The organism is Methanofollis sp. UBA420 (assembly GCF_002498315.1).
Taxonomy (GTDB): domain Archaea; phylum Halobacteriota; class Methanomicrobia; order Methanomicrobiales; family Methanofollaceae; genus Methanofollis.
The window spans coordinates 582629-603151 of the sequence record NZ_DAGX01000002.1 but is presented as its reverse complement, the minus strand read 5'-3'; the positions used below and the strand labels follow the sequence as shown (position 1 = coordinate 603151).

At 60.9% G+C, this 20523-nt stretch carries 16 protein-coding genes and 1 other RNA gene; 9 read left to right on the top strand and 8 right to left on the bottom strand.

Annotated elements, in window-relative coordinates; translation table 11 throughout:
• Window positions 1-133 precede the first annotated feature (133 nt).
• The 3 genes from BP869_RS03005 to BP869_RS02995 are packed head-to-tail and all read left to right on the top strand — an operon-like array spanning window position 134 to window position 3122.
• Window positions 134-1447, top strand: a complete 1314-nt coding sequence (locus BP869_RS03005) for a protoporphyrinogen/coproporphyrinogen oxidase (RefSeq protein ID WP_342676755.1) — start codon at window positions 134-136, stop codon at window positions 1445-1447.
• Window positions 1444-2424: a glycosyltransferase family 4 protein gene (locus tag BP869_RS03000; protein ID WP_342676753.1), complete on the top strand. Its 981-nt coding sequence runs from the start codon at window positions 1444-1446 to the stop codon at window positions 2422-2424. Before BP869_RS03005 ends, BP869_RS03000 begins: the two co-directional genes overlap by 4 nt.
• Window positions 2421-3122: a glycosyltransferase gene (locus tag BP869_RS02995; RefSeq protein ID WP_342676751.1), complete on the top strand. Its 702-nt coding sequence runs from the start codon at window positions 2421-2423 to the stop codon at window positions 3120-3122. Before BP869_RS03000 ends, BP869_RS02995 begins: the two co-directional genes overlap by 4 nt.
• A 3-nt stretch (window positions 3123-3125) precedes the next feature.
• Here BP869_RS02995 and BP869_RS02990 read toward each other — a convergent pair whose 3' ends face one another.
• On the bottom strand, window positions 3126-4004 hold the full coding sequence (locus BP869_RS02990; protein WP_342676749.1) for a hypothetical protein: 879 nt from the start codon (window positions 4002-4004) through the stop codon (window positions 3126-3128).
• A gap of 61 nt (window positions 4005-4065) precedes the next feature.
• Complete coding sequence (locus BP869_RS02985; protein ID WP_342676747.1) at window positions 4066-5097, bottom strand: helix-hairpin-helix domain-containing protein; 1032 nt, start codon at window positions 5095-5097, stop codon at window positions 4066-4068.
• A gap of 92 nt (window positions 5098-5189) precedes the next feature.
• Between BP869_RS02985 and BP869_RS02980 the strand changes: the two genes are divergently transcribed.
• From BP869_RS02980 to BP869_RS02965, 4 genes are all read left to right on the top strand, one after another.
• Window positions 5190-5738 carry a ferredoxin domain-containing protein gene (locus tag BP869_RS02980; protein WP_342676746.1) on the top strand — a complete coding sequence of 183 codons (549 nt, stop codon included), beginning with the start codon at window positions 5190-5192 and terminating at the stop codon, window positions 5736-5738.
• A gap of 8 nt (window positions 5739-5746) precedes the next feature.
• Window positions 5747-6829 (top strand): GHMP kinase, encoded by a 1083-nt coding sequence (locus BP869_RS02975; protein ID WP_342676744.1) that lies wholly within the window; start codon window positions 5747-5749, stop codon window positions 6827-6829.
• Window positions 6830-7041: 212 nt separating this feature from the next.
• On the top strand, window positions 7042-8325 hold the full coding sequence (locus BP869_RS02970; protein ID WP_342676743.1) for a hypothetical protein: 1284 nt from the start codon (window positions 7042-7044) through the stop codon (window positions 8323-8325).
• A 1002-nt stretch (window positions 8326-9327) separates the two neighbouring features.
• Window positions 9328-12522, top strand: a complete 3195-nt coding sequence (locus tag BP869_RS02965) for a PEGA domain-containing protein (protein ID WP_342676741.1) — start codon at window positions 9328-9330, stop codon at window positions 12520-12522.
• Window positions 12523-12695: 173 nt separating this feature from the next.
• Here the strand turns inward: BP869_RS02965 and BP869_RS02960 are convergent, their stop codons facing one another.
• From BP869_RS02960 to BP869_RS02935, 6 genes are read right to left on the bottom strand one after another with little or no spacing between them, the layout of a single operon-like run.
• Complete coding sequence (locus BP869_RS02960; RefSeq protein ID WP_342676740.1) at window positions 12696-13217, bottom strand: class I SAM-dependent methyltransferase; 522 nt, start codon at window positions 13215-13217, stop codon at window positions 12696-12698.
• Window positions 13214-14551 carry an NADPH-dependent glutamate synthase gene (gene gltA, locus BP869_RS02955; protein ID WP_342676738.1) on the bottom strand — a complete coding sequence of 446 codons (1338 nt, stop codon included), beginning with the start codon at window positions 14549-14551 and terminating at the stop codon, window positions 13214-13216. The genes BP869_RS02960 and gltA overlap by 4 nt, the downstream gene beginning before the upstream one ends.
• Complete coding sequence (locus tag BP869_RS02950) at window positions 14551-15399, bottom strand: sulfide/dihydroorotate dehydrogenase-like FAD/NAD-binding protein (protein ID WP_342676736.1); 849 nt, start codon at window positions 15397-15399, stop codon at window positions 14551-14553. The genes gltA and BP869_RS02950 overlap by 1 nt, the downstream gene beginning before the upstream one ends.
• A 41-nt stretch (window positions 15400-15440) precedes the next feature.
• Window positions 15441-17075, bottom strand: coding sequence for an archaeosine synthase subunit alpha (gene arcS, locus BP869_RS02945; RefSeq protein WP_342676734.1), 1635 nt, complete (start codon window positions 17073-17075; stop codon window positions 15441-15443).
• On the bottom strand, window positions 17059-18516 hold the full coding sequence (gene tgtA / locus BP869_RS02940; protein WP_342676733.1) for a tRNA guanosine(15) transglycosylase TgtA: 1458 nt from the start codon (window positions 18514-18516) through the stop codon (window positions 17059-17061). Before tgtA ends, arcS begins: the two co-directional genes overlap by 17 nt.
• Window positions 18517-19083, bottom strand: coding sequence for a TIGR00296 family protein (locus BP869_RS02935; protein ID WP_342676731.1), 567 nt, complete (start codon window positions 19081-19083; stop codon window positions 18517-18519).
• A gap of 36 nt (window positions 19084-19119) precedes the next feature.
• On the opposite strand from BP869_RS02935, the gene rnpB reads away from it, so the two are divergent.
• An RNA gene (gene rnpB / locus BP869_RS02930) (RNase P RNA component) lies at window positions 19120-19453 on the top strand.
• A gap of 146 nt (window positions 19454-19599) precedes the next feature.
• On the top strand, window positions 19600-20253 hold the full coding sequence (locus BP869_RS02925; RefSeq protein WP_342676729.1) for a hypothetical protein: 654 nt from the start codon (window positions 19600-19602) through the stop codon (window positions 20251-20253).
• Window positions 20254-20523 lie beyond the last annotated feature (270 nt).

The window sequence follows — 20523 nt, the reverse complement described above, 5'->3', positions numbered from 1 at the left end:
TCATCCGATTTCCTGACAGACAGGTGCGGATGCACCGGGAGGAACAGGCGCAATGCGAAAGAAAATGCCCTGCTTTGTATCGACGCCTTCCCTATGAACAATCATATATCACCCGACCGCGAATCTCTATGGCGTGAAAACGGCGATACTGGGCGGCGGGCTGACCGGGGTGACTCTGGCCAGACTGCTCCGGGAAAGAGGCGAAGATGTGGTCGTTCTCGAAGCGGAGCCTGAATACGGCGGTCTCTGCCGGTCGAAGACCATCGACGGCTTCACTTTTGACACAGGCGGATCGCATATCATCTTCTCCCGGGACGCCGGGGCCCTCGCTTTTATGAAAGAGGCGCTCGGCCAGAACCGCACAGAGAGGCACCGGAACACCAAGATCTTCTACAAGGGGAAATACGTCAAATACCCCTTTGAGAACGGTCTTGCAGACCTCCCGAAGGACGACCTCTTCCTCTGCATCAACGAGTTCGTAAAGACCCTCATCAAAGCGGAGAAGGGGGAACTCTCCGCACCCCGGAACTTCAGGGAGTGGATCGTCCACACCTTCGGCGAGGGTATCGCCGACTGCTACATGGTCCCGTACAACCGGAAGATCTGGAAGTTCCCGCCCGAGGAGATGTCCACCCACTGGGTGGACGGGCGGATCCCCCGGCCGCCGGTGGAGGACGTGATCAAGGCGGCGGTCGGCATCGAGACAGAGGGCTACACCCACCAGGCCGTCTTCTCGTACCCCGAGGTTGGGGGTATCGAGGCGCTGGTCAGGGCGATCGCCGCGCCGGTCGAGGACATTATCAGGACAGATTTCGCGGTCAGGTCGGTGAGAGAGGAGGACGGGGCCTTCGTGATCAGCGACGGCACAGAGGAGGTCAGGGCGGAGAGGTGCATCTCCACCATCCCCCTCCAGGCCCTCCTCCCCTGTCTCGAGGGCGTGCCGGAGACGGTGGCGGAGGCCTGCCGGGCCCTGAAGTACAACTCTGTCGCCTGCATCTGCCTCGGCCTGAAGGGCGGGATCCCCCCGTACTCCTGGGTCTATGTCCCGCAGGAGGAGATCGGCCTCTTCAACCGCATCTCCTTCCCCTCGGGCTACAGCGACGGGAACGCCCCAGACGGGTGCGGGTCGGTCCTCGCCGAGATCACCTACAGGGACGGCGACGAGGCCGCCCTGATGGACGACGAGGCCCTCATCGACCACACCGTCGAGGGCCTGATGAAGATGGGCGTCGTCGCGTCCCGCGACCAGGTCGTCTCCGCCTCTGTCGACCGCCAGAAATTTGCGTACGTCATCTACGACCTCGCCTACCAGGAGAATGTCAGGACTGTCAGGGACTACTGCAAGACGCGGGGCATCGACCTCGTCGGCCGTTTCGCAGAGTTCGAGTACATCAATATGGACGCCTGCATCCGCCATGTCATCGATTTCGTGAAGGAATATCCATGAAGGTCAACTTCTTCGTCGAGGACATGCTCTTTTTCAAGTACATCGGGTGCGCCACCCTGGCGAAGACCCTGTACGGCGCCCTCGCGAGAGAGGAGGCCGGCCCGGAGATGGCCTGGAATGCCCGCGGCCGCGACTTCGACCTCGTCCACTACCACACCTTCGGCCCCCTCGCCCTGACGAACAAAAAATACAGCCACGGCGTCAAGGTGCTCACCGCCCACTCCACGCCGCGCCTCAACACTGGCAACCTCGCCTTTTCGGAGACGGTGAACCACTTCTACCCTGAAATTTACGGGGGATTCGACCACATCATCACCATCTCGCACCTCTGCGAGGAGGAGGTCCACGAGATCGCCCCCGACGTCCCGACCACCCTCATCCCGAACGGCGTGGACAGGGAGAGGTTCAGGCCCGACCCGGCAAAGAGGGCGGCATTCAGGGCGAAGTACGGCATCGGCGAGGACGAGAGGGTGGTGCTCTCGGTCGCCCAGCAGACGCCGCGGAAGGGCATCTACGACTTCCTCGCCCTCTCGCACGACCACCCCGACCTTCACTTCGTCTGGGTCGGCGGGTATCCGTACGGGAGGTTCTCCAAGGACCACGGCCGGATCGAGGAGGAGAAAGAGAGGTGCGGGAAGAACGTCACCTTCACCGGTTTTGTCGACGACATCGCCGCCGCCTACTGCGGGGCCGATGTCTTCTTCATGCCCTCCTATGCCGAGACCTTCGGCCTCGTCGTGCTGGAGGCCCTTGCAAGCGGCCTGCCGACAGTCATCAGGCGGATCCCGGAGTTCGTCGAGATCTTCGGGGACGCCGCCCTCTTCTTCGGGGACAAAGAGGAGGCGGGGGCGCACTTCGGCGACGAGGCGGCGCTCGGGAGGCACGCCTCCCTTGCACGGCCCTTCTCGGAAAAATTCGACATCAATGAGGTCGCAGACCTCCACATGAACCTCTACAGGGAGTTGATTGGTCAATGATCTCGGTTATCGTTCCGACCTACAATGAGGAGGCGAACATCGCCTCCTGTCTTGAGTCCCTCTGCAACCAGACTCTGCCGCGCGAAAGGTACGAGATCATCGTCGTGGACGGGAACTCGAAGGACAAAACGCGGGAGATCGCAGAGAGGTACGCCGACCTCGTCTTCGTGCAGACGAGCAAGAAGGTCGGCGGCGCACGAAACGACGGCGCGAAGGCCGCAAAGGGCGATATCGTCGCCACGACCGACGCGGACTGCATCATCCCGCCCGACTGGCTGGAGAGGATCGAGAAGGACTTTGCCACACGCCCGGACGCGGTGCAGGTCTTCGGCCTCGTGTACCCGAAGGAGAAGGGGATCAAGAACGCGCTCTCCCTCGCCCTGGCAAATCTCTTCTCCCGCGTCGGCGCATTGACCCACACCCTCTACTACACTCTCGGGTGCAACACCGCCTTCAGGCGCGAGGTCTTCATGCAGATCGGGATGTATCGGTGCATCGACGCCGGCGACGACCTGGAGATCGCCCGCCGCACCCGGCAGGTCGGCACGGTGCTCCTCGACCCGAAACTCCGCGTCGCCTTCGACATGCGCCGGTACGAGCAGTTCGGGACGATCAAGTCGCTCTGGGAGTGGATCGCCATCGTCGTGCGGGGCGGCGACAGCGAGACGTACAGCTACTCGAAGCGCGAGTACAAGTAATCCTTAATCCCTTTTTTCCGCTCCCCCGCGGGAGTACCATTTTGTCCCGTTCCCGAACCTGATGACACATGGTTCCGTATCAAGGGTGTCGCCGTTTGCAAGTTCTGTGGCTTTCACACCGATAGGAAGGGAGGCAGTCGTCTCAATATATGCATACCCTTCATAGTTCCCCTGACCGGCTCCGTCTCTGACACCCACGGCCGTATGGTATTTGCCGTCAAAATACAGGAGTGCGGCGTCGTACCCCTCGCGGGTCATGAGACCGATGAGCAGGACTGATCTGTCGTCACAGTCCCCACCTTCGATGATTGTTTCCACGGGGAATTTCACGCCCGTCTCGTTGAAGTCCCCTTCGAAGGGGATAGACCGGACAAAAGCAACAAGGAGTTCGAGGTATTCGTCGTCGTTCAGGTTGCAGGAATCGCGGATGAATCTCATGTCCCCGAGAATCTCTCCATAGAGGCTCTCTTGATGCCGGTCATAGATGAAAGAGGAATAATATTCCTGCAGGATCTCCTCCGGCGGTTTGTGTGTAAAAATGTGAGCCTCTTTCCGGGAGTTTTTAGCCCCGAAGTACACCGGCATCTCGACGGGAAAGGTGACCGAATGGTTCTGTGAGTGAAAAGAAAATTGATACGTGACATTTCGAATTCCCTTTTCCCCGCAGGGGACGATAGCGGGATATTCATTCTCTTTCAGAGGGACAATATCGAAAAACACAAGCAACACTATGCCACTGGCCGCGACGGAGAGTCCCAGCACGATCCAGAAGATCGGCCTGACCTTTGCGGACACGCACAATGGGTCAACGTCCGGCCACCTATTTCTTTCGGCGACCCGGGGAATGCTCATTTTTGCAGATCCCGGGCCGGGGATTACCATGAAAACCACTGAGGTGGTTTTCAAAGAACCGCTTGAAACTTCGTTTCATGAACGATTCCCCTCAAAAAGACGAGAGTGTCGCCTGCACCTCTCTCCCGAAGCGGACGAATGGCCCGGCATCTTTCGTGCGGACGCCGCACCTCCTGAGGTCTGCAGGGGAGACGAGCGGCGCCGTCCGCCGCATCGCACAGATCCGGCGAGCGCCGACAGGACCGATCCCCGGCACGCGGAGGAGGTCGGCGAGAGGGGCGGTGTTGATATCGACAGGCGGGAGGTTCTCTGCAAGCACCCTCTTCGGGTCGGCGTCGGGAAGGAAACCGTCGTCGTCCATCACGTCGCGGAGCAGATCAGGGGAGAACTGGTAGAGGTGGACGAGGGCGTCCATCTGGTACAGGCGCCTCTGCCGCCAGAGAGGAGTCGCATCCCGGCACTCGAGGGGCGTCCCTGCCAACGGCGTGAAAGCGGAGTAGTAGACCCGTGCCGGCGCGAGACGCCTGTACTGCCTGGCGACACAGGAGAGGATCTCGGCGTCGCTCTCCCCCGCCGCGCCGACGACGAGTTGCGTCGTGTGGCGGCCGGGCATCGCCTCCGCCACCCAGGCCTGCCTCTTCTCGATGTCGCACCGATAGTCCTTCACCCCCGCGACCTCGGAGAGGCGGGATGCCGACGGCGCCTCGATGTTGATCGAGATCCTGTCGGCCACCCGCGCCGCATCGGCGATGTCCGCCCGTGCGGCGCCCGGGAGGACCTTGAGGTGGAGATAGCCCCGGAAACCCCGCCGCCGCAGGATCTCCCCGGTCTCCACGATCCCCTCCATCGCCAGGTCCACGTCGCCCGCGATGCCCGAGGAGAGGAAGAGGCCGTCCGCCCTTCCCTCGCGGTGCATCCTGAGGAAGGCGTCGGCGATCTCCGCAGGCCCGACCGGGCCCCCGCCCTTCCTGGCCCTGACCCCGCAGTAGGCGCAGTCGTACGAGCAGCGGCCGTCGAGGAGGACCTTCAGGAGACGCCCGCACCCCCCGGCGGTGTCGGGCGTGTCCAGGTCGGACCAGGGATATCCCTCTACCGGCGACGTGATCACACCCTGCCTCTCCATCAGGTACCCATCATCCCCCCGCGGGCAAAAGGGATCGGCGGGCAGCACGAAAGTGAGGAGAATATATCTGTGCCCATGGTGATCGTACCCCCATGACTCCGGAATTCGAGGCAGTCAGGACCGTGGCAATGCTGATGGCTCTTGCCGCACGGACGGCGCCGAAGGGGAAGGGCGTCGACACCATCGAGGTCGAGGTGCTCACCGGCACCGACCTCACCGACCTCGCCGACGCGATGCGGGCCTATGGCGAGGAGCACACCCTCGGCTTCTTCCTGCGGGATGCAAAGAACATCGAGAAAGCGGATGCCTGTGTCCTGATCGGGTGCAAGGGCCAGCAGACCGCAGGCGTCAACTGCGGCGGCTGCGGGTACCCGACCTGCACTGAGATGGCCGCCGCAGTTGAAGAGACAAAAAAAGACGGCGTCCCGTTCAGGGGACCGAACTGCGTGATCAGGATGACAGACCTCGGCATCGCCGTCGGGTCCGCGGTAAAGACGGCGTCCATCCACAACGTCGACAACAGGGTCTTTTACTCAGGCGGTGTCGGCTCCCGTATCCTCGGCCTCCTCCCGGACTGCACCGTCGTCTATGCCCTCCCTCTCAAGGCCTCAGGGAAAAATATCTTCTTTGACCGCTCATAGAAACAGGCATGCCATTGATGAAGATCAGGGGCGGCGACCTCGACCTCGTCGAATACGATTTCGAGCCCTTCAGAGCAGGGACAAACATCCGCCCCCTCAGGATCGACCGGCCCCTCCGGCCAGTGCCTCAGTCCGGCACGTTCACGGTCAGGGTTCCGGCACGCATCCACTCGACGGTCCTGGACATGAACCGCTTCGCCCCCGACCAACCGGGCGGCGGAGGCTTTGGATATGCCGTCCAGGTGTACAGCACGGCACGTGCGGAGTGCACCGCCGACGGCATCGAGATCGAGTACGAGCGCACGCCGATCATCAGGCATATCGTCGAGGCCTTCAGGGCGACGGTGGGCTACCAGGGCGGTTTCAGGATCGCCGCGGACGACCACCACTACAAGCATGTCGGCCTCGGTTCGACAGGCACCATGCTCCTCGCCGTCAGCCATGCAATGAACGCGGCCCTCGGTTCTCCCCTCACCGCCGAGGAACTGCGGATCCTCGTCGGGAAGAACTTCGTCGAGGAGACGGCCGAAAACAACAACATGGTCGCTTTCGGCTTCGAGACCGGCGTCGGCCCGGCCGCAAGCACCTACGGCGGCTTTGTCGTCATGGGCGACGAACTCGCCCTTGCATACCGCCATCCCTTTGCCGAGGGAAAGAATGTCTTCGTCATCATCCCGAAGAGCGGCATCTCCTCGTCAGGGAAGAGCGAGTTCGACCTCCTCATGAACCGGGCACGCGACCTCGACTACCGCGACCGCCCGATCAAGGCCTACATGGTCCTGATGGACCTCCTGCCCGCGCTCGAACGGGGCGACCTCAAGAAGGCCGGGGACGTGATGTGGGAGATCGAGTTCAGGGGGTCGAAGAGGGCCGAGATCGAGCACCACGACTTCGCGATCTACAACATCATGAGCAGGTTGCGCGAGGCCGGCATCGAGTTCGTGGGCATGAGTTCGGTCGGCCCCTCCATCGCCGTCGTCACCGGGAAACCGGAGGAGGAGATGAAGGCGATCGCCGACAGCCTCGGCCTCTCGGTGGCCCTCTCCACGGCGGTCGACAACGAGGGACTGAAGGTCACGCATACGGCGTGAATGCAGGGGGAAGAGACAGAGCCCGACTGGATTTTTCAAAGGGTCGACTCGGCAGGTCCGAGACCTGCCAGCAACCGCCTTCTGGGGGAGTGTTTTTCTCTGTCCGGGCATGAAAAAAGGTGTTTGATGACAGAACCCTCCGGCAACGCGCCGGGAACGATAATTATGACTGACGAGATCCATATAATAATGTACCAGAGGTGAAGTTTCCTATGGCAACAAATGCACTGAAACCACACTATATTAAAGAAGGAATATACTGCCTTCTCCTGAGCAGCCTCCTTGTCATATCTGTGGGGGCCGTTTCCATCGATGAGACGGGAGGATTGAATGCAACCTTCCACAAAGGGATGTACACCGATATTTTTGCTGCCGGACAGACAGACGATATGGGATATCTGCTGGGCGGATTCGGGTATGGTGCCGGAAATGACAGTGCTCTTCTCATAAAAACCGATCCGAGAGGAGTTGAGCAGTGGAATGCCACACTTGATGGTGACTGCGTCGTCGGCATCGTCCCGCTGGAAGACGGCGGGGCCATTGTGGGGACATACGCCATTGACGGCGATTTTCTTACCGTCGCCGACTGGGACAATGCCACTGGCACATCACGTCTCGTCAGGATCGATACCGCCGGAACCCCTCTCTGGAACGTCACCATTGATGGACTGCGTCTCACCGATCTCGACAGATTGCCCGATGATACAATCGCGGTGAGCGGATGGTTGTGGAAACCTGCCGGAGAGACGGAGACATTTGTCGGTATCTACGATCTCTCGGGTATGGAGATCCGGGCAGAGACCTACGCCGAAAGAGCTGCACGCACCATTGCCACGGCAGCGGATGGGTCCATCTTCGTCGGGGGAACAGACGGATCGACCATTGATGGTCCCGTCTCCTTGTGGATCATGAAAACAGATGCATCGGGAAAAGAGATGTGGACAAGAGAGATTGACAATCGCACTCTCTTGACGTCTCTGGCAGTGAACGATGGATATCTGCTTGGCGGATCGATGACCACAACCAGTAATGAGACCGGAAAGACCACGTTCGTCACAGATGCGTGGGCCGCAAAGATCGACGATGCAGGTGTCATCGAGTGGGAACAGAAGATGCCCGGCGTTGAGATCTATGCAATGACAGAATTTCCTGGAACAGGCTACGTCCTCGCCGGTTGCTGGGGCTCTGTCCCGCAGATCCAGATCATTGACTATGACGGGAACGTCCTCGACGGACAGGTATGGGACGCATGGAAAGGCAGGCTCAGTTCCGTGTTCCTGACGCAGTCCGGAGAAATTGTTTCCGCTGGTTGGTCGAGGATGAACGGCGGTGCCGAGGGATGGCTGGTGTCGAGGGTTGTCTTACAGGATGCAGAGACGTTGACTGAGATTCCGACCCCGTCGCAGACTGCGACACCAGAGGCACCGGGCTTTCTCATTGCGACTGCGGGTGCCGCTCTCGCCATCGCCGGACTCCTGAGATACGGAAGAGAATAACTTTTCAGTATTCTGGAGAGTTGGAGGTCGGGTTGATATATCGTGTGCAGGAAGATGTCTCCCGGCACTCCCCTCCGCTTTTCAGTTCTCCAGTCGTTTCTCTCTCACAACCTGCAGCGATGATAAAAACAGACGGCACTCTTTTTTCTTCAGGATGCACCAGAGGTCTGTCCTCCTGACGTTTTGTTGAGATAGTTTACAATAGCGCGGTGAATGCATATTTACCGTCCTGGAAAGGAGCAACTCTTCGGGGCATGGAGGTGGCGCACTTCCATTACGTTTCTGTGAGTTACGCACCATCTCCGGGTCCCCAGAAGGGAGAGGTGCCGGTCTGTCCTCCTTCTTGGGCACTGCACACGACAACGTGGTTCAGCACCACGCACCCCCTATCAGTGGAGTGGCCCGCCGAAGAGGTTGATCTGGTTCGGATCATCAGCAATCCGTTTTTCATCCTCAATCCACGGTGTGATGAGGGGATATCCGCAAAAACCGGGGTATATCCTCCGGCAGGGTACGGTACCTGGCAAATTTCATCGGGGCGCTCGCGCAAGTCATTCAACTATTTCGCAATCTTATAATACGTAAATATATTTATTATGCGCTATCATACTTTCTATATTGGATTGGATCAACAAAATGATCTATTTTTGCAAATGCGCGGCACAAGTAGCTTAAAATAAAAACATATATTAATACAAAAATTAATTCTCCGCCATCTCAGCCCCCCGTCAGGCGTGATCCTCTCCCGTATCCGGGGAAGCTGACATTCCGTTCATGCGGAGGTTTGAAATGAGAAATATCCCCCCATTCCCGAAAAAGATAGTTATTTTCGCAGTCCTGCTGGTGGCCCTGGCCTGTATCATCGGGCCGGTTGCCGGGGATGAAGAGGGCACAGTCCCGCCCGAATCAGTGGCGTCCTATGAAATGATTACGAATATCTCGGTTCCTACGGAAACTGAGACTCCAGCGGAAACTGAGACTCCAGTGGAAACTGAGACTCCAGTGGAAACGGAACTGGCGCTCGCGATTACCGCCGATCCTCTTGAAGGTCAGGTGCCGCTCACCGTGTGGTTCACAGGGACGGCGACAGGTCTTGCGGCTGATATCTGGGAGTGGACAATCGACGGCGTCGCGGCGGACGCAGACGGCCCTGACATCACCCACACCTTCCTCACGCCCGGCACCCACACTGTCACACTCACGGCAACCAATACCACCCTCCCCCTCGCGAACACCACTTCGATCGAGATCGTTGCGGAGGAAGAAAAAGAACCCATGATGACAGCGGCCAGGATCACTCACCCCCACATCTGGAATGTCTCGAAGATCGAGGGAGAGGACAACGTCACCAGTCTCTGGGATCTCAGGAATAAGGTCAGAAAAGGAGATACGATCCGCATCTGGGGCGTCGAGGGCCACACTTATAAGAGCGGGATCACCATCGACAAACCGGACGTGACCGTCAAACAGTGGGAAGGCTCGCCCGCCCAACCCATCATCACATACAAAGAGACAGACAGACCGGTGTTCACCGTCACAGCGGACAACGCCACCTTTCGCGGCCTCAACATCTCCAGCAGCAACTGGTTGGACTGCAATGGCGCCGGCATACAAGCCACAGGAAGTATGATGTCAAATCTCCAGCGCCTCACCATCGCTGACTGCACCTTCGCCGAGAACAGAGCAACTAAAAGCGGCGGCGGGGCATACATCGAGCGGTGTACTGGCGCCACGATCACCAACTGCACCTTCACCGGGAACAGAGCAACTAAAAGCGGCGGCGGGGCAGACTTCCAGTGGTGTACTGGCGCCACGATCACCAACTGCACTTTCACCGGGAACAGAGCAAATATCAATGGCGGCGGGGCAGACTTCCAGTGGTGTATTGGCGCCGGCGCTACGATCACCAACTGCACTTTCACCAACAACACCGTACACTACGGCGAGGGCGGGGCATCATACTTCCTTGTTTGCTCTCCCATCACGATCACCAACTGCCGCTTCGACAACCCCGACAATATCCGTGCATCTTCCTCCTCCGCCTTCTTCAACACCACCTGCACCCGCGGCACCAACATCGCTGGCGGGCCGTACCTCGGCGGCAACCTCTGGCTTCAGGACCCCGCCCAGAACATCTCGGAGTGGTGTGCGGACGCCGACTTCGATGGCATCTGTGACGAACCGTTGACCATTGATGGCTTCTTCAGCGGACGCAACACCGACCATCTCCCTCTGGTGTACGGCGGGACTGTGGCGGTCGCCTCGACGCCCACGGGGGCGCAGATAGTCCTCGACGGCGTGACGAACGGCTACACAACCGATACGCCCCTCTACCTCTCTGTCGGCGAGCACAACGTAACGGTCAAGCTCGCCGGGTATGTCACGCCGGAGAACAAGACCGTGACAGTCAATGCAGGTGAGATGACAGAGGTCTTCTTTGAACTCAAAGAGGTATGCGGGGAGATCGACGTCTCCTCCGTACCGGCGGAGGCCCGGATCATCCTCGACGGCGTGGACACTGGAAGGTTGACCAACGCAATTCTGAAGGACATCCCGACAGGAGAGCACAACGTAACGGTCAAACTCGCCGGGTATTTCACGCCGGAGAACAAGACCGTGAATGTCTATGCAGACGAGACGACAGAGGTCTTCTTCGAACTTGAGCGCGAGTGCGGGATCCTCAACGTCTCCTCCGTACCGGAGAGGGCGCAGATAGTCCTCGATGGGGTGGACAAGGGCGAGACCAACGCAGTTCTGGAGAACATCCCGACAGGGACGCACAATGTCACAGTCACCCTCAAAGACTACGTGACTCAGATTAATGATACAGTGACGGTCGAAGTGGGGAAGACGACAGAGGTCACCTTCGCCCTCGAACGCGAGTGCGGGGTTCTCAACGTCTCATCCGTACCAGAGGGGGCGCAGATATTCCTCGACGGGAAGGAAACCGAATGGTTGACCAACACGACCCTGGAAGACATCCCGACGGGCGAGCACAACGTCACGGTTAGACTCGAAGGATACGTGACCCCTGAAAACCGGACGGTGACGGTTGAGACAGGCGAGGAGGCAAAGGTCTTCTTCGAGCTTGAACGCGAGTGCGGAGTTCTCAATGTCTCCTCCGTACCGGAGGGGGCCCGGATATTCCTCGACGGCGTAGAAACCGAATGGTTAACCAACACGACCCTGGAGAGTATCCCCACGGGTGACCACAAGGTCACGGTCAGACTCGCGGGGTACGTCACGCCTGAGAACAAGACCGTGACGGTTGAGACAGGCGAGGAGGCAAAAGTCTTCTTCGAACTTGAACGCGAGTGCGGGGTTCTCAACGTCTCATCCGTACCAGAGGGGGCGCGGATATTCCTCGAAGGGAAGGAAACCGAATGGTTGACCAACACGACCCTGACGGACATCCCGACGGGAGAGCACAACGTCACAGTCACCCTCGACGACTACGTCAAACCTGAGAACAGGACCGTGACGGTCAATGCAGGCGAGACGACGGAGGTCTTCTTCGTCCTCGAAGCCCTGCCGACACCGATACCCACATCATCCTCATCCGGTTCGGGCGGCGGCCACTCCGACCTCTCTGCCGACTCGACAGGAAAGATCCCGGCAGGCGGCAGCGGTACCCTGGCATTCCGGGGCCCGGCTATCTACGAGATCAGGGTGACAGTCGGCGAGACGATCCAGACTCTCCTTGTCACGGTCGGGCGGACAGGCCTGCCCTCCAGCGTCGGGGCCCCGGCCAGTATGGTCTATGAATACGACGAGGTCACGCTCTACCACACGACCGACGACGCCATCGAGGGCGCCCTCATCTTATTCAAGATCCCGAAGGCGTGGCTGGAGGAGAACAGTATCGACCCGGCGGACGTCGTGCTCTGCCGCTACCACGACGACGCCTGGCAACCCCTCCCCACCGAGGTCAGGGACGAAGACGCGACCTTCTGGTACTTCTCGGCACAGAGTCCGGGCTTCTCCGTCTTTGCAATCGGCGGAGAACCAGCACCCGTCGCCGTCAAAACAGCGGAAGCAGGAGCACAGGCCGGGACGACAGAACCCGCCTCGCCGGTGACTGAAACACCGGCATCGCCCCCGGCGGAGACACCGCAGCCATTCCCCACCATGATGCTTATCCTCTGCGGGGCGGCCGTCCTCCTCATTGCGGCAGTCGTCCTCTGGAAGAGGAGATAAAACCCAACACTTTTTTTCCGAGGTACAGCACCGCATCTTCTGGACAAAGGCTCTGCCTCGTCAATCAAAAGACAATGAGAGTCGAGAAACCTCTTCTGCACAGCAGGACCGAAAGAAGGACAGAAATATCTCAGAGCCGAAAAAAGTCCTCGTCCCCGGAATAAGGGGGGAGGTCAGTTCCCCTTCTCAACAATATAGACGTTCAGTTTCCCGAGGGGACGGACGGTGAGGGTGCCCATCGCTTTCAGGGCACCCTCCAGGCGGACGAGATCGACGGGGACAAGGTCTTCCCCGCCATGCAGTTCGGCAAAGCCCTCTTCGGTGAACTCTGCAATGACGAACTTCTCATACGAGACCCGCGCCATTTCGGAGAGTGCCTGCTCCCGCATATCTTCTGGGAGATGATGGAGGGCCCCGAAGCAGATGCCGATATCGAAGGCGTCCTTGCAGTACGGGAGGTCGGTCGCGTCGGCCTCCTCGAAACTGATCTTCTCGGCAACGCCCTCGCGCTCTGCCTCTTTCTCCCACTCCTTGATCTTCTCTCCGTCGATATCGACGGACGTGACATAGCAGTCGTACTCCTTTGCGGCGATGAGTGAGAGAGGGCCGGCACCGATGTCCAGCACCTCCCGATCGCTCACGTCTGCAAGGTCGAGGACGACCTTCCTCTCCTCAAGAAACCTGACCTCAGTCATTCTCCCCTCAGCATCCTGTCTATAGCGGCAGCAGCCTTCTTTGCCGAACCCATCGCCCAGATGACGGTGGCGGCGCCGGTTGCCACGTCCCCGGCCGCGTAGACGCCGGCGACGGCCGTCTGACCGTCCGCATCCACGACCACGTTGCCCCGGCGCTCGCGTTTCAGCGTCGGGAGCATGGAGATGAGGAGGGGGTTGGGGCCCTGACCGATTGCTTCGATGAAGACGTCTGCCTCAAGCACGAAGTTGCTCCCCTCGATACATGAAGGCTTCGGCCTCCCGCTCTCGTCGAGGGCGCACATCTCCATCCTGGCGCACTCGACACCAGAGACCGTCTTCTCGCCGAGCACCCGCACCGGGTTTGCGCAGCAGACGAAACGGACGCCTTCGGCCTGTGCATTCGTGACCTCGACCGCACGGGCCGGGAGGTCCTCCTCGCGCCGCCGATAGACGAGGGTCACGTCGGCGCCGAGGCGCCGCGCCACCCTGGCCGCGTCCATCGCCACGTTGCCGCCGCCGGCGACGACCACCTTCGCGGCGCGCTTGACCGGCGTGTCAAAGGCGGGGAAGCAGTTGGCATGCATCAGGTTCACGCGGGTGAGGAACTCGTTTGCAGAGTAGACCCCGCAGAGGTTCTCGCCCTCGATGCCCATGAAATACGGCAGGCCGGCGCCGGTGCCCAGGAAGACGGCGTCGTACGCGAGGAGCTCCTCCGTGGAGACGCTCCTCCCGACGAGGTGGTTGAGCCTGATCTCGACGCCAAGGGCCTTCACCTGCTCGATCTCCGCCTGGACGATCTCCTTCGGGAGGCGGAAGTTCGGGATGCCGTACATCAGCACGCCGCCGGCCTCGTGGAGGGACTCAAAGACCGTGACCGCGTGGCCGAAACGGGCGAGTTCGGCCGCAGCCGTGAGGCCTGCCGGGCCTGAACCGACGACCGCCACCTTCTTTCCGGTCGGGGCGGCGACTTCGGGGGTCGTCACGCCGTGCTCCCTCTCCCAGTCGGCGACAAAGCGTTCGAGCGCGCCGATGGCGATCGGCTTCTCCTTCTTGGAGAGGATGCACTCGCCCTCGCACTGGGTCTCCTGCGGACAGACACGGCCGCAGATCGCCGGGAGCATGTTGTTCTCCTTGACGGCCTCCGCCGCGCCCGCGAAGTCCCTGTTTGCGACCTTCTGGATGAATGCCGGGATGTCGATGCAGACCGGGCAGCCCTTCACGCAACTCGGCCGCACGCAGTTCATGCACCTGAGTGCCTCAAGGACGGCGTTCTCCTCGGAAAGCCCCTTGTTGACTTCGTTGAAGTCCTTAACGTGTTCTGAGACCTCGGTCATCAGTGCTCACCCCCGCAGCACCCGCAGCCGCCATGAGGGTGGTGGAAGTGCTCGAGCGCCTCCTTCTCCTCGTCGACGTACATCCTCTGCCTCTGCATGAGGCCGTCGAAGTCGACCTGGTGGGCGTCGAACTCGGGTCCGTCGACACAGGCGAACTTCGTCTCCCCGCCGACAGTCACCCGGCACGACCCGCACATCCCTGTGCCGTCGACCATGATCGGGTTGAGGGAGACAAAGGTCTTGACACCGTACGGCTTTGTCACGCCCGAGGTCACCTTCATCATGATGGCCGGGCCGACGATCCAGACACAGCCCAGTTCCCGCTCCTTGAGGAGCTGGTCGAGGACAGTGCTTGCGAAGCCGTGGATGCCCTTGCTCCCGTCGTCGGTGGTGATGAAGAGTTCGTCGCAGGCCTCCTTCATCTCGTCTTCGAGGATGAGGAGGTCCTTGTTCCTCGCCCCGATGATCCCGATGACATGGTTTCCGGCTTCCTTCGCCTCACGGGCGATGATCGGGGTGCTCGCGACACCCACGCCGCCGCCGATGACGACGACGGTGCCGTATTTTTTGATATCGCTCGGCGTGCCGAGCGGCCCGACGACGTCCCTGATGGCGTCGCCCTTCTTCAGGGTGGAAAGGTGCTCGGTGGTCTTGCCGATGGTCATAAAGATGACCCGTACCGAGTCCTCTTTCACTGCCGAGATGGTGATGGGGATCCTCTCACCGGTTTCGTCGATCCTGATAACCAGGAACTGCCCGGCCCGGGCGTGCCGCGCCACCTGGGGCGCGTGGATCCACATCTGGAACACTTTATCTGCGAGCTGCGTTGCCTCCTCAACCAGATACAAACTCTACCACTCCAATGTCAAATGACTCTTGCTTCATGAGGTTAGCGTTCGATGCACTTTACTTTACGCACTTTCACAGCGACGCCGCGGTGGGACCTGACCATTTCCGACGCACCCATCATCGCCCGGCCGGTCGCCAGGGCCGAGGGGCCGGCGACGAGCACCTCGTCGCCCGGCCTGATCGCGGGGTCGGCATCCATCACGCCCGGCGCCAGCACGTCCCCGTGCGGGACGAAGGCGTCGATCTGGACGCGGTAACCGCTGAGATACTCCCAGCCCTCGAAGGTGGGCTTGTACAGGCCTGTCCCGGGGTCGATGTTGTAGAGAAGGGTCTTCCCCTTGAAGACCGCCTGCCGCCGGGGTTTCCCCTTGACCTGCATCCCTTTCGTCTCGACCTGTTCGCCGAACTGCCAGGAGAGGACGCCGGCGACTGGCGTGGTCCTCATCTTTCTCTCGCCGGCGAGGGCCTCGTCGAGGGCGCGCAGGGAGGCGGGGGACGTCGGGTGGCCGATGCAGGTGCACTCGATTTCGATCCCGCATGCCTCGGCCGCCATCTCCGCGACCTTCAGCGCCCCGCCTTCGAGGTGGGCGATCACCCTCCCGTAGGGGTGCGCCTGCAGGTAGCGGGTAAGGATGTCGGAGAGGAAGGCGCACTCCTCGTGGTCCCAGTACCCGGTCACCGGGACGTCATAGTGGCCTGCCGGGTAGACGGCCTCGACCTCGCGCGGCACGACGCCCAGGGGCGAGGTGATGATCACCTCGTGGGCGCGGCCGGCGATGGCGGCGATATAGCGCTGGTGGCTCTGCGACGAGGAGTAGGGTTTGCGCACCGCACAGGGGAGGAGGACGGCGACGTCGTTCCTCGGCGGGACATAGCGCCCGATCACCCGCTCGGCAAAACGCTTCACCTCGGGCCTGTACATCGACTCGGCCGAGTTCGCGCGCAGCCTGACGGCACGCGCCGCGGGCGCCGCCTCCTCGGTGATATGATACTCCTGGTCGAGGAGACGCAGGGCGGTGACCTGGTTCGGGTCCATCCGGCAGCGCTGCTCCATCAGTTCCCTGAGTTGCCCGCCGGCGATGAACCGCCGCACCGTGGCGCACTCGGCACGGAGGGCGAGACGGTTGTGGAGGCCGAGGTCTCCCTGTGCGCACCCGGCGCAGGAGCATGAGCCTTCCTCGATCTCCGCGAATGGGAACTCACCTTCGGGGGTGCAGAAGAGGCCGCGGGCGGTCATGAGGTCGACGGCAGTGAAGTCGAAGAGGTCGAAGCCCAGGTAGACAAGGAAGCACGCATTCGACGGCAGGGCCGCGGCCGGAGCATACCATGCCGCGTCCGGCGGGACCTTCTCCCTGAGGGCGGCCAGGTGGCCGACCATGTTCCGCGGGTTGGCAAGGGCGGTGTGCCAGTTGGCGACGACCGCGCACTGTCCCGACTCGCCGCCGCCGAGTGCGGGGTGGACGATGACGGCCTCGCCGCCGGGCTGGACGAGATACTCCCGCGCAAACTCCGGGTCTGCAGAGAGGGGGACGTTCGCGTGGTGGAGAGCGGCGAGTTCGGGGTAGATCTCCTCCATGTCGAGGGGGAGGGGCGTCTGGTACGTGCTGTCGTTCACCGAGAAGAGACCGGAACGGCCAAGGCCGTCCCGTCCCCTCACCTCAAACTGTGTCGGCATTCAGCACCTCCACACCGGGGAGTTCGCCCCGCACGAACGCAGCCCATTCGACCGGACAGAGAACGGATACCGTGCTCTCCGGGTGGGTCTCGATGAGGCGCGCGATGCCGCGGCACCCGGCCCGCATCATATCCTCGTCCCAGGACGGGATCTCGGACTGCCCGATCGGGAAGGTCTCGGAGAGGCCCTCAGGGTATGGCCCGAAGGGCGGTTTGAAGAAGAGGATGTCGTCGTAGTCGCCCGGAGCCTTCCCGGCCATCGCGACGAGGACGCGGGGGCCGAGGGTGAAGCGCTCGACCATCGCGTGGTAGCGCACGACCTCGGTCCGCATGCAACTCTCCGAGCCCTGGTAGAAGAACCGTCTCTTCGAGACATTGTCCTGCTCTTCCAGGTCCTGTGCCTGGCGCAGGAACTCGCGGTAGCCTTCGAGGAGGCGCGGGTGGCTCCGGCACCGGAGGTCCAGGAGTTCCCAGAGGGTGCCGTCTGTGATCGCCTGTCTGATCCTCGCGATCTCGGCGAGGGTGACATAGAGGTTGTGGAGGGCGAGGAGACGCACCCTGTCTGGGCTCTTCTTCAGTTCCTCGGCCGTGTGGCTCCGGCAGACCTGGCAGGGGCAGGGGAGTTCGGAGAGTTCGTCGATCTTCAGGCTCCCGTAGGTGGTGAGGTACCGGCCGTCCTTCGCAAAGAGGGCGTAGGCCGCGGAGTCGAAGATGTCGCAGCCCATCGCCGCACCTAGGGCGAGCATGGAGGGGTGGCCAGCGCCGAAGAGGTGGACGCAGGTCGAGGGGGAGAGGCCCTTCTTCGCGCCGAGGACGACGTCGACGAGGTCCTTGTACCGGTAGTTCTCCATCAGGGGCACGACGGCGCCGACAGGGCAGAAGTCGAAGCCGATCTCCTGGACGGCCCTGGCCGACCTCTCCCGCAGGTCGGGGAAGAGGGCACCCTGGACGGGTCCGGCCATCTGTGCGTCAGGGCCGAGGTGCTCCCTGGCCTCGCGGATCCGGTCTAGGGTGATGGCGAGTTCCTTCTCCGCACGCTCGCGGTCGGCGTCGGGCGTCGTCGGGATGTCGAGGGGCACGATGATGTCAGACCCGATCGCCTTCTGGAAGCTGACCGTCTCCAGGTTTGTGATCTCGACGCCGCCGTAGACCATCAACTGGAATGAGCCAGAGTCGGTCATGATGACGCCGTCGAAGTCGAGGACCTTGTGCAGGCCCTCGGAGAGGGCCTTCTCCCGGTACTCGGCGCTCTTCGAGAAGATGTAGGCGTTGGTGATGATCGCCTCGACCCCCATCTCCTGCATCTCCCGCGGCGTGACGAGGGGGAGGTGCGGGTTGACGACAGGGAGGAGGGCCGGTGTCCTGATGGTCTTCTCCCCCACTTTCAGCCTGCCGGCGCGGGCGGCGATGTCCTTCTGGAGGATCTCAAAGGATATTCCCATTTACGCTCCCTCCTCATGGAAAATCTGCCCTTCGAAGGTGGCGACCTCGACGTCGGCCCTCTTCCAGCAACCTGGCGAGAGACCTGCCTTGATGCAGGTGTGGTCGAGGAACTCCTCCGCGTCCCAGCCGTATTCGGTCGCGACCTGCGGGAGGAGAAGTCCTCTCCTGTCATGGTCGGCGAGGATCAGTCCGTGCCGCCCGACCTCCACGTGGCCGGCCCGCTCCTCGGGCAGGCAGGCGAGAGGTTCGGGGGCTGTGAGGACGGTGACCTCGACCCTGACCTGTGGGAGTTCGGCAGCCTGTAAATGCGGAAAGCGCGGGTCTTCAAGGGCGGCGGAGAGTGCCGCGTGGACGATCCCCTCAGCCAGGGGCATGACCGGGTACGGAAGGCCGATGCACCCGCGTAAGGAGCCGTCCCGGGTAAGAGTGACGAATACGCCCCTTTTCTCAGAGAATATCCGGGGCAGTGGCGGCAGGGTGAACTCCTCACCCTGAAGGCTCTTTTCGAGGGCGTCGCGTGCGAGGCGCACCGCGATCCCGCCCTCTTCACTGGTCAGCGCAAACATTAGTAATATATTCAGGGGCCCCCATATTATTAAGAGGAGAGGGAGAGTGCGGCCGACGGTGGCCTTCGGGCCGCTGAGGAAAGTCCCCCCACCGACCAGGCACGCAGCCGTACACAAGTGCGGATGGCGAGAGTCATGGCAATGACACAGAAACGACACGCCCCGCCGCCAGTTATGAAACGGCCGAGCCTTCGGGCGAGAAGCACCATCGGGTGCGAGTTAACCCGTTGAACGTAACGGCGGGAATCGATGAAACGGTGAATCCCTGCGGGTGCAAGCCAGAACAGGGCATACGGGCGCCTGGGCCTGCCCGGGTTTGGCGCGGAGCTGAATGCCGCACAGAACATAAGGGGGCTTACTCCTCCGACTCCACCATTTTGTATCCTATTATTCCCGAGCAGGAGCGATCGATGATATTCGATTCCCGAAGTATTTTCATCCGTGGGCCTCCCATATTCAGAAAACAAAATCGAAAAATTTTTATTTGCACTTGCTTTTTAATATCTGGCAATTCATATGGCACTATCAAAGAAAACAGCCAGTATTCTGGTTATATTTGCATTACTGGCTCTTGTCATGGTCTCGGGTTGCTTCACGATGAATGTCCACGCGACGGCAAACCCCGACGGATCGGTCAGCGACTATCGCGTCGAACTCACGACAACCTCGTTCGTCTATAATATCCTGAAACAGAATGCCAGAGACGAAGGATATGCGGGCGTCAGGGACTATGTCCTGGCGAGATCGGATGACCGAGCCATGTCCTATGAAGAAGTCTGGAACGAAGATTCAGTGACCATGAAGATTGCGGGCACCGAAAAGATCGTACCTGACGGGACCAACTGGACACTTGCAAAAGACAGCGGGTTCCTGATCTACATGGACAGGAGATTTGCAGGCGCCGAGGGGATGGGCGAGTCAGACAAGATCACCGATGCGATGCTTGGCAGTTGTTCCATCCACTATTACCTGGAGATGCCCGGGAAGATCGTCGACTCCAATGCCAACACGGTCAATGAGAAAACAGCCGAATGGCATCTCACCGGGTCCGAAGTCTTCAAAACGATAATCTATGCAAAGAGCGAACTGCCCGCCTCTCCCCTCCCGGGTTTCGGCGCCGTCCTTGCGGTCCTCGCCCTCGGCCTTCTGGTGTGGAGACGGCACCCGTAACGTCCCTTTTTTGCTATGGAGAATTTTTTTTGTCTTGAGTGCTTGTGGAGGATGGCAGTCTCCTTCTGAACGATTTTTGCGGGTAGTCTCTGGAAGGGATTGTCGATCCACCGCCTTCCCAGAATCTGGACCGGGGGTTCACCCCCCAGACCCCCTATCTAGGATAGGACCGGGGAAGAAAGACAGAGATCCTGAGAACGGAGACAGCCATGCACCTCCGATTCGATGTGGAAGTCGGGAGATGCGATCGGAGGGAGTCGAGAAGACGAA